The organism is Actinocorallia aurea, assembly GCF_054783995.1.
In genome coordinates this window covers 1-18,397 of the sequence record NZ_BAAGPQ010000037.1, presented here as the reverse complement: position 1 = coordinate 18,397, position 18,397 = coordinate 1, and the positions used below count along the sequence as shown (strand labels likewise).

The following is an 18,397-nucleotide window of genomic DNA, read 5'->3' as shown; positions in this document are numbered from 1 at the left end:
ACCACAACCGGCGAGAAACACCCCTGTTCGCCGCCAGCATCGCACGCCACGCCCTGACACGGACCTCGTGATGACAGCGCAGTCGGACCTGCCTCCGTCACCCCGCGAAATGGCCCGCGCCTTCACCCCAGCCCTCACCGAGCTGGTGGAGGACCCTCTGTACAGCGAGGTGTGGACGGATCCTGCGCTCAGTCCTCGGGACCGCAGTATCGCAACCGTCGCCGCAGTCGTGGCGCTCTACCGCCCCGAAGAGTTGCCCGCACAGTTGCGGCGAGCCGTCGACAACGGTGTGACACGCACCGAGCTCGGGGCACTCATCACACAGATCGCCTTCTACGCAGGCTTTCCGGCAGCCATCAGCGCATCGGCCATCGCGGCCCGAACGCTCCCGGGCTGAGAACCCGCAGAAGGTACATCCTCTCGGCCTGTGGGTCCGGTGCAAGGGCGACGGCACGTCGACCTGCACCAGTTGGGTCACGAGTGGCCCCGTAGCCCCTCTTTACTTTGTGACCTCAGAGAGGGCACCGGCGCACAGCTTCGGAGGAGGCAGCGGCCTTCGCAGGCCTCCTCCGAAGTCCACAGCCGGCGCGAGGTCTTCGCTTCGCTGCCATCGTCGAACGCCGCGCACGCAGTCGGAGTTCAGCTGCACGCGGCCGGAGACCGCTTCGGCACTGCCTCTGTCCAAGCAGCGCCCCGCACTTCACCGGGTTCGTGACACCGCCGGCACAGCACCAGCGGGCCATCACCGATGACGTGCCTCGGGCGCAACTCGTAGCTCTCATAACCCGTCCCGAGCGGGTCTCCAGCTGTCCTCCCGGCTCAGCCATCACGACAGATCTGCTTCGGGACAGGCCCATGGACGTGGCACATGACGAGGCTGTCAGCCCACCCCCAGCCCCCCACTGGTTCAACGACCGCGTTCACGCATTCCCCACAGCAGGAGTTCCGATGACGAGAGCAGAGGGCCAGGCGGTCGGACCGCCGTGGCGGTTGGCTCCCTGGCCAGCGTTCGGTCTTCAGGCCTCAGTGGTGGTCTTCTTCCTCGCGGGAGCCAGTGCGCCCACCCCGCTCTACGCCACCTACCAGCGCGAGTGGAGTTTCTCGCCGATCACGACCACGGTGATCTTCGGTGTGTACGCGGTGGCCATTCTTTCGGCGCTTCTCCTCGTCGGCTCGCTGTCGGACCATGTCGGCCGTCGACCTGTAATCTTCGGCTCCATCGTCGTCCAGGCGGCGGCGGTCGTCGTCCTCGCCAGCGCCGACGGTGTTCCCGCCCTGCTCTGCGGCAGGATTCTTCAAGGGCTCGCGACGGGTACCGTCGTGGGGGCCGTCGGTGCCGGAATGATCGACATCCGGCGTTCCGCGGGTACGTTCGCCAACGCGGTGACACCAGCTGCCGGGACAGCCATAGGCGCCCTTGGTTCGGGGCTCCTCGTGACTTACGCTCCACAGCCCACTCACCTCGTGTATTACATCCTTTTGGGCGTCTACGTCCTGCAGGCTGTCGGAGTCATTTTCCTTGCGGAGACCGCGACCCGCACGCCCGGCGCGCTGCGTTCGCTACGTGTGAGCTGGACCGTGCCGGTGCAGGCTCGTGGCCCACTCCTACGAACCGCGCCGGTCGTCCTGGCCGTTTGGGCCCTGGCTGGGTTCTACGGTTCGCTCGGCCCGGTTTTGGTCCGTCGTGTCGTCGACGGAGAGGGAGCGCTCCTCGGCGGGCTGTCGCTGTTCACTCTCACGGCCTGCGGAGCGCTGACCGTCCTGGTATTGCGATCGACGGAACCACGAACCACCACGCAGATCGGCACCATGGCCCTCATTGCGGGCGTGGCTCTCACTCTGCTGGCCACCGCGGTCGGCTCGGCAAGGCTGTTCTTCGTCGGCACAGCGGTCGCCGGTGTCGGTTTCGGAGCTGGCTTCCAGGGGGGCGTGCGCACCACCGTCCCTCTCGCCGAGCCGCACCAGAGGGCGGGGCTCCTCTCGGTCATGTATCTGATCTCGTACCTGGGTTTCGGTCTTCCGACAGTCGCTGCCGGAGTGATCGTCGTGTACGGCGGCGGAGTGGTGAGGGCCGCCTACGTGTACGGGATCGCAGTGATGCTTCTCGCGCTGCTGGCTCTCATCAGCACATTCGGGATCTCACGGACTCGATCCCCCGCCGCACCGGCGTCCGTATCGGGGCGGCAACCCGGCACCGGCGAAGCAGTCGTCGAAGCGAGCGACACAAGCGGCACATCCGACCTCGGCGCCCCGCTGCAGACCGGCACTGCGGCGCACAAGGGAGACGAATACCGATGACGCAATCCAAGACCCCTCTGATGCCCCGGATCGTCGTGGGTGTAGATGGCTCTTCGTCCGCCAAGCAGGCTCTGGCCTGGGCACATTTCCTGGCGCGGACCACCGGGAGTCTGCTGGAGGTCGTGACCGTCTGGCAGAACCCCTCTTCGTGGACCGGCGTAACGGACGACTGGGACCCCGTCGTGGAGGCACAAGCCTTGCTCAGCGCCTCCTGCGCAGAGGTACTGGGTAATGACCAGCCTTCTGGCCTTCGGCTCACTGTGCGCGAAGGGCCCACCGCAGCCGCTCTGATCTCGGTCGCAGCAGGAGCGAGAATGCTCGTCCTCGGAAGCCGGGGCCACGGCGGGTTCGCGGGACTCCTGCTGGGCTCGGTCAGCGCAACGTGCGCGGAGCACGCCGCCTGCCCCACTTTGATCATCCATGGCGATCAGCCGCCGCCCGCGGTAACGCCCCTCTCGCCACCGAGGGTTCACGGGGCGCACCACTCGGACGAGGACGGAAGCCATGTCATTGCTTCCGTCGGTCGCCCTACACGTAAGTCCGCAAAAGAGGGGACAGCATGACCACCGACCACGGCAGCAGGTCCGAGGACCACACGCCGGAGCAACCCTCATACCCACACCCCGCTGCCGGATGGGGCGCGGCCAAGAGCGTCGGGCAGTTCCTGATCCGCGAGCACAGCCTGTTGTCCGGAACGCGCGCCATCCAGCGCATGAACCATGAGAACGGCGGATTCGACTGTCCGGGGTGCGCCTGGCCGGACGACCGGAAGGGACTGCACCTCGACATATGCGAGAACGGCATCAAGCACGTCACCTGGGAAATGACCCGCAAGCGGGTCGACCGGGAGTTCTTCGCGGCGCACACGGTGACGGAGCTGATGCAGTGGTCGGACTTCGACCTCGAGAACCAGGGCCGGCTCACCGAGCCGATGGTCTACGACGCGGACAGTGACCGGTACGTGCCCATCGAATGGGAGGCGGCTTTCACCATGGTGGGTGAGACGCTGCGCGATCTCGACGATCCCAACCAGGCGGCCTTCTACACGTCGGGGCGGTTGAGTAACGAGGGCACGTTCCTCTATCAACTGCTGGCCCGGGAACTGGGTACGAACAACCTTCCGGACTGCTCCAACATGTGCCACGAGGCAAGCGGACGGGCGCTCCAGGCCGCCATCGGAACTGGCAAGGGGACCGTGGACCTGAGTGACTGGGAGTCCGCGGACGCCCTGTTCGTCTTCGGCGTGAACGCCGCCTCCAACGCGCCGAGAATGCTGACCTCCCTGGCCGAGGCCCATCGGCGCGGAGCCCAGATCGTGCACGTGAACCCCATAATCGAAGCCGCTGCGGGCAGCACCATCGTTCCGCACGAGTTCATGGAGATGGCTCGCTTTCGTGCCACCCCGACCAGCACTCTGAACCTGCAACCGCGCATCGGCGGGGACATGGCCCTGCTGCGCGGCATGGCCAAGGCGGTCCTGGAGGCCGCGTGGGTCGATCCCCTGGCCATCGACAGCGCTTTCATCGAGCAGCACACCAGAGGATTCGAGGCTTATGCCGCTGTCTGCTCAGCCACATCCTGGGAGACGGTTGAGCATCAGTCCGGAGTGCGCCGTGACGACATCATCAAAGCCGCCGACATCTTTCTGGCCGCTGAGCGCACCATCATCAGCTGGTGCCTCGGACTGACTCAGCACGAACACGGGGTGGACACGGTCCGGGAGATCGTCAACCTCCTTTTGCTGCGCGGCAACCTCGGCCGCGCAGGCGCCGGCCCGTCACCGGTGCGGGGCCACAGCAACGTCCAGGGCAACCGCACATGCGGCATCGACCACCGGCCCGCTCCCGCGTTCCTCGACCGCCTGGGCAAGGCGTGCGGTTTCGCCCCGCCCCAAGACCACGGTCTAGACACCGTGGGAACGATCGAGGCCATGAACCGCGGCGACGTGAAGGCCTTCGTCTGTCTGGGCGGCAACTTCGCGCAAGCGGCCCCCGACACCCCGTACACGTACGCCGGTCTGCGGAACTGCGACCTGACAGTCCAGGTCAGCACAAAGCTGAACCGCAGCCACCTCGTGCACGGACGCCGGGCGCTCATCCTCCCCTGCCTCGGGCGGACCGAAAAGGATCACCAGCGAAGCGGTCTACAGAGCGTCTCCGTCGAGGACGCGATGAGCATGGTGCATCTGTCCCGCGGAATGAGGCGACCAGCTTCCCCCGCCCTCCGGTCCGAACCGGCGATCATCGCCGGGATGGCGCGCGCCGCACTGCCCCACAGCGCAACCCCCTGGGAGAACTACGCGGACGACTACGACCGCATCCGAGACGTGATGGCCCAAGCCCTAGAAGGCTTCGAGGACTTCAACCGGCGCGTACGCCGGCCGCTGGGATTCCGCCTTCACCAACCGGCCCGAGAGCGGGTGTTCCTCACCCCGTCGGGACGGGCGGAGTTCTCGCATGCCGCGCTGCCCGACGTCCTCCCGCCCACCGGCACGTTGGTCCTGGCCACCATCCGGTCGCACGACCAGTGGAACACCACGATTTACTCGGACAACGACCGATACCGCGGCATCAAGAACCTCCGCAGGCTCATTTTCATGAACGTCGATGACATGCGGGAGCGTGGTATCGAGGAGTTCGAGCCGGTGGACATCGTCTCCACCGCGAAGGACGGCACCGAGCGGGGCCTGAACGGGTTCCTTGCCGTTCCCTACGCCATTCCGCCGGGCTGTGCGGCCGGCTACATGCCCGAGATGAACGTCCTGTGCTCCATCGGCGATTACAGCGCGCAGAGCGACCAGCCCCTCATGAAGCACATCAAGATCACTGTCACTCCGGCGGCAACGGCTGCGGTGGCGCCTGCATCAGCCTGACAGGACTCAGGCCTCGTCCCGCGGAATGTCTCGAAGGCCATTGCCGCGGCTCCTCTCTTTCAGCGAACGCACCCCCAGGAGTCGTCATGTCCAGCCCCTTCCCCCGCGCCATGGCCGAGCCAGCACCCCTCGGCCTGGCTGCTTTCGCCACAGCGACCTTCATGCTCAGCTTCTTCTACGTCGGCGTCGACCCTGCCCTGACCCCCGCCGTGTACCCCCTCGCCTTCTTCTTCGGCGGTGTCGTACAACTGATTGCCGGCGCCGCGGAGTTCAGACAGGGCTCCACGTTCGGTGCGACGGCCTTCTGCTCCTACGGCGCCTTCTGGATGGCCTACGCGCTGTACGGCCGTTTCATCGTCGATACCCTGCCAGCGGCCGAAGCGCACGTAGCCACAGGCCTGTTCATCCTGCCGTGGGCCGTCGTGACGCTGTACCTCACCATTGCCACACTCCGCACCACGGGCGCGCTCCTGGCTGTGTTCACCTCGGCAACCATCACGTTCACGCTCCTGACCCTGTCGCAGTTTCTCCAGTCCGAACCCCTGACCCGGGTCGGTGGTGGCTTCGGATTCGCAACGGCCGGCCTTGCTTGGTACGCGTCGTTCGCGGGCCTGGTCAACAGCACTTGGGGGCGGCACCTCATCCCCACCATGCCCGACCCGGGGACGCGGCTGGAACGCCTGGGCCGCAAACGGGCACGTCCCGTGTCGCTCACGTCGTCCATCGGTGAACGTGAATCGCGCACAGACCAAGCCGTCTGAGCGGCGACAGAGCAGCGATTCCGCATACGAGGTGGATGACATGAACTCAATGATGAAAGCCATTGTGATGCGGCACCCCGGACCGCCCGGCGTCCTGGAGTGGGCCGACGTGCGTACGCCCCAACCGGGGCCCGATGAGGTCGTCATCGACGTCCGGGCCATCGGCGTCAACAATGCCGATCTCCTCCAGCGCCAGGGGCTCTACCCGGTCCCACCCAGCGACTCCCCACTCCTGGGCCTGGAGTGCTCGGGAACCATCAGCCATCTCGGAAGCGAAGTCGACGACTGGGCTGTGGGGGACGAGGTGTGCGCCCTGCTGAACGGCGGCGGTTACGCGCAGGCCGTTGCAGTGCCCGCGACCCAAGTGCTGGCGAAACCGACGGGGCTGTCATTCGAGGAAGCGGCCTCCTTGCCCGAAGCGGCCTGCACCGTGTACGCGAATATCGGCATGCTCACCGGTCTGCGGCCCGGTGAGACCTTCCTGGTCCACGGCGGAACCAGCGGTATCGGAAGCCTGGCCATTCAATGGGCCAAAGCTCTTGGGGCGCACGTACTCACTACAACCGGGACCTCCCACAAAGCTGCCCAAGCCGTCGCGCTCGGAGCCGATATCGCGATCAATTATCGCGAGGAAGACTTCACCAGCGCCGTGGCAGAGGCAACCAACGGGCACGGCGCGGATGTCATTCTTGACATCGTCGGAGCACCCTATCTGGCTCGCAACATACGCGCTCTGGCCCAGGACGGGCGCATCGTGATGATCGGCGGGGACGTGTCATCCGCGCTCCTCGGCATTGGTGAACTGATGGCGAAGGGCGGATCCCTGGCGGCCACGACGCTGAGGCCGCGCAGCCGCAAGCAGAAGGCGAACATCGTCGACGCAGTGCGCATGAACATGTGGCCAATGGTGTCGGACGGTCGGATCCGCCCAGTCATCGGAGGCAGCGTGCCCCTCAGAGAGGCTTCACGGGCCCACCAACTCCTGACGGAGGGGAACGTGGTCGGAAAGATCGTGATGACGGTATGACCCCCTGCACGTTTCTCCCTTGCCTCGCAGCTCGGCACCACCTGGCAAGGGGACAGCGGCGGTGACCCGGATGTCGTGGCGTGTGCTTCCGCGCCGTACCGGTCATACGTTTCGGCGCATCATGCCCGCAGCCGCCATCACCGTGATCGTCGCCGTCGCGGCCGGTCTCTTCGCCGGCTCCTACTGCTTCAACCTCGCCCATCCGACGCCGCACCACGTACCAGTGGGAACACTGAGGAACGACCACCGCGCCGAGCGATTCATCACCGCGTGGGATGGTCGACTCAACACAGAACTCGTCGTGCACACCTTCTCCGACCAGGCGTCTGCGCTCCGAGCCGTGGATTCTCAGAAGATCTTCGCACTGGTTCGGAGCGACACAGGTTCGGACAGCGACGTGGCTCTGCAACTCGTACCTGCCGCAGGTGCCTCGGTGGCCCGCGTCTTGAAGCAAGAGGCCCCCGCTGCCGCTCACGAAGCCGGCGTGTCTCTGCACACCACTGAATTGCATCCACTACAAGCAGGAGACCCTCAGGGTCTGGCCATCTTCTATCTCACTCTGGCGGCAGTCGTCCTGGGTTTCATGGGTGCCGCCCAGCTCAACGCCCATGCCGGTCAGCTGCGCCTACGCGAGAGGGTTCTGGCCATCGCCTGCTACTCAGCGCTCGGCGCTGCAGCGATTTGCGCGGTCGTCGACTGGATAGAGCACATCCTCGACCTGCCGATCGTCGAGTCGTGGGCGATCCTGGCCGTCACGATGTTCACCTGCGGGCTGATGTTCACCGCATTCCATGTGCTGGTCGGCCGATGGGCGATTCTCCCGACCTGGCTTCTGCTGGTCATGGTCGGTAATCCGTCCTCAGGCGGAGCGGTTTCGTCCGCGCTCTTGCCCGAACCGACGCGCGCGCTGGGGCGCTGGCTACCCCCGGGGGCGTCGGTCAGTGCCCAGCACACAGCCATCTACTTCAATGATCACCAGCACTTCACTCCCTTCTTGACCCTGGCAGCATGGTGCACCGTCGCGGCCGCAACTGCCTGGGGCTGGCGCCGGAGACGCTGTGCCGCCCAGCCGTCGGCGGCTCCAACGCTCCCGAATCGCCCTGAGGAGGCAGATTCGTCTCGCAGCTGAGCCGCCTCAGCCCCCTTCGCGACTACCCCGGCCAAGCCCTCCCCATTACCTTCTTCTTTGCTCCGCACCCCACGACCCGTCGCCCTGCCCGTCGAACGTCGGGATCGAGTCCAACACGACCCGGGTGCCGGACTCGGCCGGGAACGGCCGCGCACGAGCCTGGCGTGCGACACAACGTGCTACTGAATCGCCCCGGTTTTGTTAGAGACTGCTGGTTGTGGCTGTGACCTGGGTTTTCGTGGTGTTCAGGTAGTAGTTGGTCTCGTATTCGGCGGGTGGGATGTGGCCGATCTCTCCGTGAAGGCGTCGGTGGTTGTACCAGTCGGTCCATTCGGCGGTGGCGAGCTCGACGTGGGAGAGGGTCTTCCAGGGACCTCTCCGTTTGATGATCTCGGTCTTGAACAGGCCGATCGTGGATTCCATGAGGGCGTTGTCGTAGGCGTCGCCAACGGATCCGATGGAGGCGGCGATCCCGGCGTCTCGGAGGTGTTCGGCCAGCTTGAAACTGGTGTATTGACTTCCTGCGTCCGAGTGGTGCACCAGCGAGCCGCGCTGGTGGGGGTGGCCGTCGCGGTCGCGCTGCCACAGGCCCATCTCGAGGGCGTCCAGGACAAGGCGGGTCTGCTTGCTGGTCGAGGCAGCCCAGCCGACGATCCGGCGGGAGAAAGTGTCCACGACGAACGCGACGTAGACGACGCCGGCCCAGGCCGCGACGTGGGTGAAGTCCGCGACCCAGCACCGGTTCGGCGCCGCGGCGACGAAGTCCCGGTCGAGCAGGTCCGGAGCACGTGCCGCGGACGGATCCGAGACCGTCGTGATGTGCTTCTTTCCGCGGACAGAGCCGCTGATCCCGATCTCGCGCACCAGCCGCTCGACCGTGCAGCGCGTCACCGGACGGCCCTGGCGGTGCAGCTGGCGCCAGATCTTCCGGGCCCCGTAGGCGGAGTAGTTGAGGGCGTGGATCTCCTTGATCAGCGCCTTGAGCTCGCTGTCGCGCAGGGTTCGTGCCGAGGGCGCGGCTTGGCGCTGGTGGAAGGCGTAGTAGGTGGAAGGGGCGATCTTGCAGTCGTGCATGGTGAGCACGCGGCAGATCGGCTCAACACCGCCGAAGCGGTCCCGGTGCTCGTCGATGAACGCCACGAGCGCGTGTGTGGCCGGTCGAGCTCGGCCGCGAAGAAACTCGCCGCGGCCTTCAGGATCTCCTTCGCCCGCCGCAGCTCCGCGATCTCCTTCTTCAACGCCTTGACCTGCGCCGCTTCCTCGGTCGTGGTGCCCGGACGCTTCCCGGTATCGACCTCGGCCTGGCGGACCCGGTTCCGCAGGGTCTCCCGCGACCCGATCCCCAGCTTCTGCGCTACCGCGGCCAGCGCTGCGGACTCGTTCGGGTAATCGGGGCGGACTTCGGCGACCATGCGGACCGCTCGCTGCCACAACTCGGGAGGGTACTGGGACGGACGTGCCATGACTCAATCCTTACAAGTGATCAACTCTCCAGGCAAACCGGAGCGATTCACAGATAGGATGGCCAATGGGACGAGCCCGATCTCTGTAGCTCGCGTTCCGCGAACGTAAGAAGCGCGGATCACGAAACAGATGGAGAAGTTCCGCCGTTGATTTGTACATGGCATGCCGGGACCGGCTCATGCCGTTCCTTCTGGCGGCTCCTTGCCGCTCGCCTCCACGGGATCCCACTTGGACCGCTTTCAGCAGCCGCTCCCCACCGACGGGGTAACCGGCGTTCAACTGCCCGTACGCGGCCGAGAAGACGAGCTGGGCGTCGTCGACGCGCGGTTGAAAGCGCTGGCTCAGGGCCGCGGCGGCATCGTCTGCGTCGAAGGTTCACCCGGCAGCGGCAAGAGCCGTCTCTTGGCGGAGATCCAGGTCACTGCTGTGCGGCGAGGGCTGAGGGTTTTCCGGGGAGGCGCCGATCCGGATGGTCAGTTCATTCCATTGGGCCCACTGTTGGAAGGCCTCCTGACGGGCTCCGAGCTACTGTTCGACACGAGCAAACTGCGAGAACTTGCGGCGGAACCCGATCAGCGATTCTGGCTGCTGCAGGAACTGCAGGACCGCCTGGAACAGGCAGCGCTCAGCACTCCTCTCGTCATCATCCTGGACGATGTCCAGTGGCTGGACGACGTGACACTCCTTGCGCTACGAGCGCTCACGGCCCGCCTGTCCTCCCACGCGATCCTGTGGCTGATCGCGGTCCGCAGTGGCACGTGGGCGCCCGGCGTGCGAGCGACGCTGGACCGGCTGTACGAGGTCGGCGCCCACCGGCTCCAGCTGGGGCTGCTGGCGGACACCGCAGTTGCCCAGATCGCGGAGGACGTGCTCGGGGCGCTTCCAGATGCGGCCACCTTGAGCGTCGCCCGACGCGCGGAGGGGGTGCCCCTCCTCTTGGTGGAACTGCTGCGCGGCATGCGCGAGGAGAACGCGCTCATCGTTGAGAAGGGTAGGGCGCGCCTGACGGGCGGACACCTTCCGCACCGTTTCCAGACCTCCGTACGACAGCGCCTCGACCAACTCTCCGAACCGACCCGGGAGATCGTGCGGACCGCCTCCGCCGTTGGCCGCATAGTCACCGTCGACCTCCTGGCGGAACTGCTCGACAGGCCGACGGCGACCCTGATGGCACCGTTGGAGGAGGCCCTGAACTCACACCTGCTCGTCGAACGGGACGATCGGTTGCTGTTTCGCCACGACCTGATCCGCGAAGCCGCGGAGAGTGGTCTGCCCCCGTCCCTGCGCCGGGCTCTGCGGCGCCACGCAGCGGACGTCCTGCTACGGCGGGGGGCACCGGTGACCGAGGTGGCCGCTCTGCTGTTGGACAGCGCAGAGCCGGGCGACTCCAGGGCTGCGGAACTGCTGCGAGCCGCAGCGGCGGAACTTTCCACAGCCGCGCCGTCGTCAGCGGTGGAACTCAGCCGTCGGGCACTGGCAACCACCGCCGAGCGGGACCCGAGCCGACCGGCGATCATCGCCGAGACGATGCTGCTGCTGTGGCAGGCGGGCAGGCCGGCCGAGGCCAGGGAACTCGCCGCTGAGGCTCTGCCCGGCAACATGGCTCCGGAGGCCGAGGCACGGGTGCGGCTCGGCCTGGCGAGGGTGTCCGGTCAGCACGACTTCACGGAGAGCGCTCGACAAGCTGAGGCCGGAGCCGCTCTTGACGGCATCCCGGCCTCGCTGCGGGCCCAACTGCTTGCCCTGCGATGCCTGGCCCTGTCCATGATCGGGGACTTCGAGGCGATTGCGGACGCAGTCTCCGATGCCACTGAGGCCGCCGTACAGGCTCAGGACAAGGCCGCCGAGGCCACCGCCGTCGCCGTCGACTCGGTCGTGCAGTTCTACCGGATGGACTGGAGTGCCGCGTTCGAAGCTGCCAGCCGGGCTTCCGACCTGGCGTCCGAGGTCGGAATCGCGCATTCGTTGTGGGTTCCGGAAGCTCTGTGGACTGCGTTCCTGCTGAATGCGGCGGGCCGCTCGGCAGAAGCGCTCGAAAAGTCCGAAGTCGGTACGCGTGAGACCCAACGCCAAGGCCAGGCCGCGGCCATGGGCTCGTGGATCATGAACAGGTCCCGGGTGCTGCTGGACGCGGGCCGTCTGGCAGACGCGCGGGCCGAGGCCGAGGCCGCCTCCGCGATGGTCGACGAACTGGGCACGAGCAACTTCGCCGACGCCACGCTCCTGTACACCCTGGTACGCGTCGCACTGCACACCAACGATCTGGACGCGGCGCGTGCCTACGCGACCGATGCAGAACGGATGCTGACCGACCCGGCAGTACTCATGCGCAATGCCGGCTCCTGGCTGCTGGCGTTGCTGGCTGATGCCGAAGACGATCCCGGCCGGGCCATGACACTGCTCGACGAGTCCTTCCGCACGTTCGATCTCGACGGCCCCTCGTTGGCCAGTCCCGACGATCCGGCCGACGCACCCGTCTTCGTCCGCATGGCCCTGCGGGCAGGCGCACGAGAACGCGCCGTAGCCGCCGTTGCCCTCGCGGAACGTCGGGCGGCCGGCAATCCGCAGTTCCCGATCCTCGCGGCGGCAGCCGCACACGCCCGGGGACTGCTCGACAACGACGTCGCTCCCCTCCTACGTTCCGTCGAGTTGTACGACGGTCTCTCCCGGTTGATTCCCCGGGCCTCGGCGCTCGAGGACACCGGCCGCAAGCTGGCCGCACGCCGCGCCGTCCACGGCGTTCCGCATCTCGACCAGGCGCTCGACCTCTACACCCGGGCGGGAGCCGAGCGGGATGCCACACGTGTACGCCGTCGTCTACGAGCATTGGGGGCACCCCGGCGCCGTACGACGTCCAGGGGCTCCGTCATAGCGTGGCCCGAGCTCACCGCCTCCGAGGTCGGGGTGATCCGGCTGGTGGCTCAGGGCCTGACGAACCGGCAGACCGCGGAACGCCTCGCGATCTCACCGCACACCGTGAACTCACACCTGCGGCACGCCTTTATCAAGCTCGACATCACCTCTCGAGTCGAACTGTCCCGTTTGATGGCCGCGCGCGAGCACGGAGGGTAACTTCTTCGTATCCCTCACCCATCACCACAGGCGCTCGTACTCGTGTGATGCGCGCGGTTGTGGCGCGTTGGCAAGATTCCCGTATCGAGAGGGGGCTGCTGCCCAGTCCGCGGCCTCTCGTCGGTACAGAACTGGCCTGAGCTCTGGCATCCGGTAGGGGCCGGAAGGGGTGAAAGTGATGAAGTCGGGCGATACGCTAACCCGTAGCGGAATACGCGGCCGAGAGGCCGAACTCGCAGAACTACAGGCGCTGATCGCCTCGGTGGCCCGCACCGGCTGTGGCGGATTGGCCCTGATCCAGGGAGAACCGGGCATCGGTAAGACCACCCTGCTGGCCGAGACCGCCGCTGAGGCCGGCGCGGCGGGATTCTCCGTCGGCCTCGGCAAAGCCGACGAGCTGCACCGCATCGTGCCGCTGTCCTCTCTGGCGGCCTGCGTCCTGCACGGCGATCAGCCGCTGCTCTCCGACCACACCTTCGGTGACCTGGCGCAGAATCGGGATCAGCGGATCTGGATAGTGGAGCGTCTGGCGGAAGCGATCGAAGCCAGAGCCAGCAGCACACCGGTGCTGATCGCCCTGGACGACGTGCAATGGGCCGACCCACTGAGCCGGTTCGCCCTGACACAGCTTCCCGCACGGCTGCGGACCTCGCCGGTGCTGTGGACACTGGCCGGGCGCCCGGATCCGGCTGGGCAGGCCGAAGAGATCGTTGCCGCTGTCGAAGGCGCGCTGCCGACGATTTCCGTACCTTTGGGACCGCTGTCCAGCATGGCCATCCACGAAGTGGCCGAAGACATTCTTGGAGCAGCCGTTGGCGAACGCCTTCGAGACCTGCTCGATGGGGCAGGAGGGAACCCGTTTCTCGCGGTCGAGATGCTTGTCGGGCTGGGGGGCACAGAGGCCTCGGGGGATCTGGTTCCCTCGACGCTCGTAGTGGGTGTGCGCAGCAGGCTGAAATCGCTTCAGCCCACCACCCTGCGCTTTCTTCAGATGGGTGCCGTGCTGGGCCGCAGGTTCGGCTTCTACGCGGCCGCCTCGCTGTGCGGCCAGCCGCCGGCCACTTTGATCTCGGCGCTGGAAGAAGCCATGCGTGCCGGACTTCTGGACGACGACGGCGATGAGTTGGTCTTCCGACACGATCTGCTGCGCCAGGCCGTCTACGTCGACATCCCGCCCTCAGCCCGCAAGGCCCTGCACCGGGAGGCGGCTGGCCATCTTGTGTCCGCAGGTCATCGGCCGCTCGATGCTGTGCCGCACATTCTCAGGGGCGCCCTGCCCGGAGACGAGCAGGCCGTGGCGCTGCTGCGAACAGCCGCTGAAGACGTGCTGTCGGTGACCCCGGACCTCGCGGCCGACCTCATGACGCGCGCCCTGGAACTGGTCCCGCCCGTCCGGCCGCTGAAGTTCGACGTGGGCGAGCAGGCCATCCTGTATCTGACTCGGGCCGGCCGGAGCCGAGAGGCGCTGTCGACCGGAGACCGGCTGTTGGCCTGCCAACCGCCGCTGGATGTGTTCAGTCGGCTACAGGCCGCCCTCGGCGGAACGCTGTGGTCCATGGATCTCACCGAGGAACTGCGTCGCAGATCCGAGACTGCCCTCGCCGTCGCAGGCACCACCTCGGAAGCCGGGGCGAGGCTGGCCGCTCTGCAGGCGCTGGCTCTCTCCCGGGGGCACGACCTTGTCGAAGCGCGTGAGGCCGGAGAGAAGGCGCTGCGTGCCGCCATCACGGCCGGTGATCGGGAGGCACACGTCCTGGCCCTGTCGGGGCTCGGCGAGATCGCGCAGAATGCGGGCGAGAACGCCGTCGCGTTGGAGCACTTCGCCGCGCTCAGCAGCATCGATCCCACTTTCCTTCCCGAAGAGGTCGTCGCGCACCTGCACATGGACGACTTCGCGTCCAGCGGACGACTGCTCCTGCGGGCAGCGGATGATGCCGGGGCGGTTCGGCAGGCGATGTTGCTCTGGGCACAGGGCCAGCACGATCTGGGGCTCGGCCGGCTTGACGACGCCGACGCCGACTTCGCGACCATGGAGCGCTTGGAAGACGACGTTCAGGTGCCCGTGCAGCAGGTGAACGGTCGCGTGATCCGCTCCAGGATCGCCCTGCTGCGCGGTGACCGAGAAGCGGCTCGTCAGCACCTGGCTGCTGCACAGGAACGGCTGACGGTCAAACCGAACCCGGGCAACGCGGCCGTGGTGCGCTTCCTGGAGGCCCTACACGCGGAGGCGGACGGAGACGCCGAGCTTGCCGCCGCAAAGGTCCGACAGGTGCAGCAGGACGGCCTCTTCATGCGTTGGCGGCTACTGCGGGACTGGGTCGACGCCGCGATCCGCATGGCCCTGCGCGGCGCGGACCACGGACTCGCCGAAGATCTGGCCGCTCAGGCCTGGACCCACGCCGAACGCAACTCTGGAGTACCGACCGCCACGGGCATCGCCATGCAGGCCCGGGGGCTCGTGAAGAACGACCCGGCCTTGCTCGAAGAATCCGTAGCGCTGCTCGAAGCAAGCCCTCGCCCATTGGTCCGTGCTGCCGCCCTCGCCGATTTCGGCCGGTCGCTCCTGGCGGTGGGCCGCAAGCCTGAGGCCGCCGCGGCCCTCAACCGCGCCCATGGTCTGTTCGCCGGGGCCGGCGCTCAGGCCACGGCGACTCGCCTGCGGCACGAACTGGACGGCACAGGGGTGAGCAGCGGCAAAGCATCACGCGCCCGCCGCCCCGTCCAGGGGTGGGGGGCACTCACAGCCTCGGAGAAGAAGGTGGCACGCCTGATCGCCGAGGGCCACACCAACCGGTCGGCAGCCGAACTGCTCGTTGTCTCCCCGCACACGGTCAACACCCACCTGACCTCCGCTTTCCGCAAGCTGACAGTCAACTCCCGGGTCCAGCTCGCCAATCTGGTCAGAGCCTTGCCCGAGTCGGAGTGCACTCGCTAATGATCGGTACTTTCACGCGATGCCCCTGGGTGCCGGGACCCGCTTGGCTGGGACGGCAGACCCGATCGGAGGGCGTCGCCATGTCAATCATCCCTTTACCCCCGACCATCGTGCTCGTGCACGGGGCGTTCACCGACGCCTCCTCCTGGTCGGAGGTCATCGGCTTCCTTCAGGCTGCTGGTTCGACCGTACTCGCTCCAGCAAACCCGCTGCGTGGACTGACTCATGATGCTTCGTACGTCCAAAACGTGGTCAGCAGAATCGATGCTCCCGTCGTGCTGGTCGGCCACGGCTATGGCGGCGCGGTCGTCACACATGCCGCTACCAACGCTGACAACGTCGTGGCGTTGTGCTACGTCGCAGCGTTCGGCCTGGATACCGGCGAGTGCGTCCTGGACATCACAAGCCGGTTTCCCATGCCGGTCACTGACACGGTCCTCACCGCCGACCTTCCGGTGCAGCTTCCCGGCGCCCCGGACAGTGAGCTCTGCATCAGCGAGCAATGGTTCCCGCAGGTGTACGCGGCCGACCTGCCGGCTCACAGGAAGAACGTGATGGCAGTGGCGCAACGTCCGATCACGCACAGTGTGCTTACTGGGAGGTCGGGCCCGCCGGCATGGGCGTCAAAGCCCTCTTGGTATGCCATCGCAACCGCCGACCGAATACTCAATCCAACAGCCCAGCGCTTCATGGCACAACGCATGGCTGCTACTCAGTACCTGATCGACGGCTCCCATGCTGTGGCCCTCTCGCAGCCCGTCGCCGTCAGCACGATGATCCGGGAAGCAGCCGAACACGGCGCCGACCAGGGCGGTCGCGGGCAATGACGACTCTTATGGGCAGGAGAAAATGGCAGTCACCTGTTGCCGCGGACACCGAGCCGCCGCAACGCCTCGCGCAGGTCGGACCTCCGAAAGCTCCGTGGCTCGGCGGAGAGTCACCCTCATGGCAGGCGCCATCACGATGGCCCTGGTCGCCGTCGGCTGCGGAAACGACACCGGGCCCGGCACCGACCGGGTCACGTCCATCACGGCGCTCGACTACTACACCGACGAACCCGAACACAGCCAGTGGAACGAGATGCTCGCCGCCTGCGGCAAGTCCGTGGGCGTGAAGGTTTAGCAGACGAGCGTTCCGGGGGCGTTGCTTGTTTCCAGGGCCCTGAGACAGGCGTCGTCGCGGACCTTTCCCGACCTTTTGATGCTGGACAACGCCGACCTGCAGCGGATCGCCCAGACCGGCGTGCTCACCCCGCTGGACCAGTACGGTGTCGACTAAAGGGGCTTCGCCGAAAGCATTCTGGCGGCGGGCACCTACGCGGGAAAGGTGTACGGACTGGCGCCCAACGTCAGCACGGTCGCCCTCTTCTACAACAAGGACATGCTGTCGAAGGCGGACACCACCGTCCCGAGGACCTGGGACGAGCTGAAGGCTGCGTCAGCCAAGCTGACCCGTCCCGGACGTTATGGCATGGCGGTTGACGCGAACCCCACGTTCGAGGGCGCCTGGCAATTCCTGCCCTTTCTGTGGCCCAACGGCGGGGACGAGACGCAGTTGGACACGCCACAGGCCGCGCAGGCACTACAGCTGTGGGTCGACCTGGTGAAAGACGGATCCATGTCCAAGTCGGTGCTGAAATGGACCCAAGCCGATGTCCACGATCAATTCGCCGCTGGGAGGTCGGCCATGATGATCAACGGACCCTGGCGGATCCCGGCGCTGAACAAGAACAAGAAGCTGCACTGGGGCGTGACCCAGGTCCCAGTTCCTCGGACGGGGGAGACCGCGGTCACACGTCTCGGCGGAGAGGTCTGGACCGTCCCGCAGAACCCTTCCACGGCCCGCCAGAAAAAGGCCGCTCAAGTCCTCTCCTGCCTGAACCACTCCGCCAGCATGCTCACTCCGGCCGAACAGCATCACCGTGCCTTCTCCCTCCACGGTGGCCTTTCAGTACGCCGAGCAGGTACCGACGATGGCTGCCTTCGTCAAGAGCGTGGAAGCGGCCCGGACCCGGACCAGCCAACTCGGTGTCAAGTGGCCGAGGCGGCAACCGGAATGTATACAGCGATCCAGTCCGCGCCCGTCAGATCGCGACCAGTGACTGATACGCCTGGGCAGCGCCACTGAGCGAGTCGCCAAAGCCCTGCGAAGACACGTGTGCGGGCGGGCCAACGTCGGACGACTGCGGCACCGTGTCCTTCCCTCGGGGCCGGGCTTCGTCGCCGGCCGAACCCGCGTGAGGCTCGTGACAGGAACGCAATGCCCCTGTCAAAGGCCTCACGCGGGCGTCGTATGCCGGACATCGGATAAGCGGTGACTCGGTCACGTTGGGGCCATTGGCGACCGCACCGCCCCGTGTGGTTCAGCGATCGCCGCCTGCCGCGGGCTGATCAGTGATCGTCCCAATGGTCGCCGTGCGCAGCGTGCCGATGACCATCGTGCACGTAGTCGACGTGGTCGCCATGCGGTACTGATACGTGCCCGCATGCTGCGTGGTGTTCATGCGGATGCGCGCCGTGCGGTTCGTGTCCCTCCTTGGTGCACTCGTGCATCTGCCCGCTCACGAGCCGATGGAAATGACCGTCGTGTACGTAGTCGACATGTCCTTCATGAGTAAAGGACACATGACCGCATCCCTCGCCATGCGAATGGTCGGCGTGTTCGTGCGGTGAGGACATGTTGCACCTTCCATGAGCCGCGGAGAGCACCGCGAACGGGGCCCGTGGGCATCGGGCCAGTCGGTCTGCCGGTCACGCAGCGGTGTGTCACTTGCCCGCACGTGTCAGGGCGTGGCGTGCGATGCTGGCGGCGAACAGGGGTGTTTCTCGCCGGTTGTGGT

The 18,397-nt window shown here is 66.6% G+C and carries 14 protein-coding genes; 12 read left to right on the top strand and 2 right to left on the bottom strand.

Annotated features, from left to right (window positions below; all coding sequences use genetic code 11):
* The 7 genes from ACYVOM_RS38350 to ACYVOM_RS38320 form a co-directional block, all read left to right on the top strand.
* The coding region (locus ACYVOM_RS38350; RefSeq protein ID WP_460308531.1) for a carboxymuconolactone decarboxylase family protein at positions 1–397 on the top strand (397 nt) is incomplete at its 5' end.
* A 551-nt stretch (positions 398–948) separates the two neighbouring features.
* Positions 949–2,298 carry an MFS transporter gene (locus tag ACYVOM_RS38345; protein ID WP_460308530.1) on the top strand — a complete coding sequence of 450 codons (1,350 nt, stop codon included), beginning with the start codon at positions 949–951 and terminating at the stop codon, positions 2,296–2,298.
* Positions 2,295–2,861 (top strand): universal stress protein, encoded by a 567-nt coding sequence (locus ACYVOM_RS38340; protein ID WP_460308529.1) that lies wholly within the window; start codon positions 2,295–2,297, stop codon positions 2,859–2,861. Before ACYVOM_RS38345 ends, ACYVOM_RS38340 begins: the two co-directional genes overlap by 4 nt.
* Positions 2,858–5,170, top strand: coding sequence for an FdhF/YdeP family oxidoreductase (locus ACYVOM_RS38335; protein ID WP_460308528.1), 2,313 nt, complete (start codon positions 2,858–2,860; stop codon positions 5,168–5,170). Before ACYVOM_RS38340 ends, ACYVOM_RS38335 begins: the two co-directional genes overlap by 4 nt.
* Positions 5,171–5,256: 86 nt before the next feature.
* Positions 5,257–5,931 (top strand): acetate uptake transporter, encoded by a 675-nt coding sequence (locus ACYVOM_RS38330; RefSeq protein WP_460308527.1) that lies wholly within the window; start codon positions 5,257–5,259, stop codon positions 5,929–5,931.
* Positions 5,932–5,971: 40 nt separating this feature from the next.
* Positions 5,972–6,958 carry an NAD(P)H-quinone oxidoreductase gene (locus tag ACYVOM_RS38325; RefSeq protein WP_460308526.1) on the top strand — a complete coding sequence of 329 codons (987 nt, stop codon included), beginning with the start codon at positions 5,972–5,974 and terminating at the stop codon, positions 6,956–6,958.
* A gap of 121 nt (positions 6,959–7,079) precedes the next feature.
* Positions 7,080–8,087, top strand: coding sequence for an ABC transporter permease (locus tag ACYVOM_RS38320; protein WP_460308525.1), 1,008 nt, complete (start codon positions 7,080–7,082; stop codon positions 8,085–8,087).
* Positions 8,088–8,288: 201 nt separating this feature from the next.
* Here ACYVOM_RS38320 and ACYVOM_RS38315 read toward each other — a convergent pair.
* Positions 8,289–9,550 (bottom strand): IS3 family transposase gene (locus ACYVOM_RS38315; protein ID WP_460308524.1). Its coding sequence is split into 2 segments (ribosomal slippage): positions 8,289–9,268 and positions 9,268–9,550, totalling 1,263 coding nucleotides; the frame shifts between segments, so codons are not numbered across the junction.
* A 229-nt stretch (positions 9,551–9,779) separates the two neighbouring features.
* Here ACYVOM_RS38315 and ACYVOM_RS38310 point away from each other — a divergent pair.
* The 5 genes from ACYVOM_RS38310 to ACYVOM_RS38290 all read left to right on the top strand — a co-directional run bounded on the left by ACYVOM_RS38310 (position 9,780) and on the right by ACYVOM_RS38290 (position 17,685).
* Entirely contained in the window at positions 9,780–12,623 is a 2,844-nt protein-coding gene (locus ACYVOM_RS38310; RefSeq protein WP_460308523.1) for an ATP-binding protein, read from the top strand.
* A 178-nt stretch (positions 12,624–12,801) separates the two neighbouring features.
* On the top strand, positions 12,802–15,558 hold the full coding sequence (locus ACYVOM_RS38305) for a helix-turn-helix transcriptional regulator (protein WP_460308522.1): 2,757 nt from the start codon (positions 12,802–12,804) through the stop codon (positions 15,556–15,558).
* Positions 15,559–15,638: 80 nt separating this feature from the next.
* On the top strand, positions 15,639–16,385 hold the full coding sequence (locus tag ACYVOM_RS38300) for an alpha/beta fold hydrolase (RefSeq protein WP_460308521.1): 747 nt from the start codon (positions 15,639–15,641) through the stop codon (positions 16,383–16,385).
* 118 nt (positions 16,386–16,503) lie between these two features.
* Entirely contained in the window at positions 16,504–16,680 is a 177-nt protein-coding gene (locus ACYVOM_RS38295; RefSeq protein WP_460308520.1) for a hypothetical protein, read from the top strand.
* 174 nt (positions 16,681–16,854) lie between these two features.
* Positions 16,855–17,685 carry an ABC transporter substrate-binding protein gene (locus tag ACYVOM_RS38290; RefSeq protein WP_460308532.1) on the top strand — a complete coding sequence of 277 codons (831 nt, stop codon included), beginning with the start codon at positions 16,855–16,857 and terminating at the stop codon, positions 17,683–17,685.
* A 235-nt stretch (positions 17,686–17,920) separates the two neighbouring features.
* On the opposite strand, the gene ACYVOM_RS38285 is transcribed toward ACYVOM_RS38290, so the two are convergent.
* On the bottom strand, positions 17,921–18,061 hold the full coding sequence (locus ACYVOM_RS38285) for a hypothetical protein (protein WP_460308519.1): 141 nt from the start codon (positions 18,059–18,061) through the stop codon (positions 17,921–17,923).
* Between the last annotated feature and the right edge of the window lie 336 nt (positions 18,062–18,397).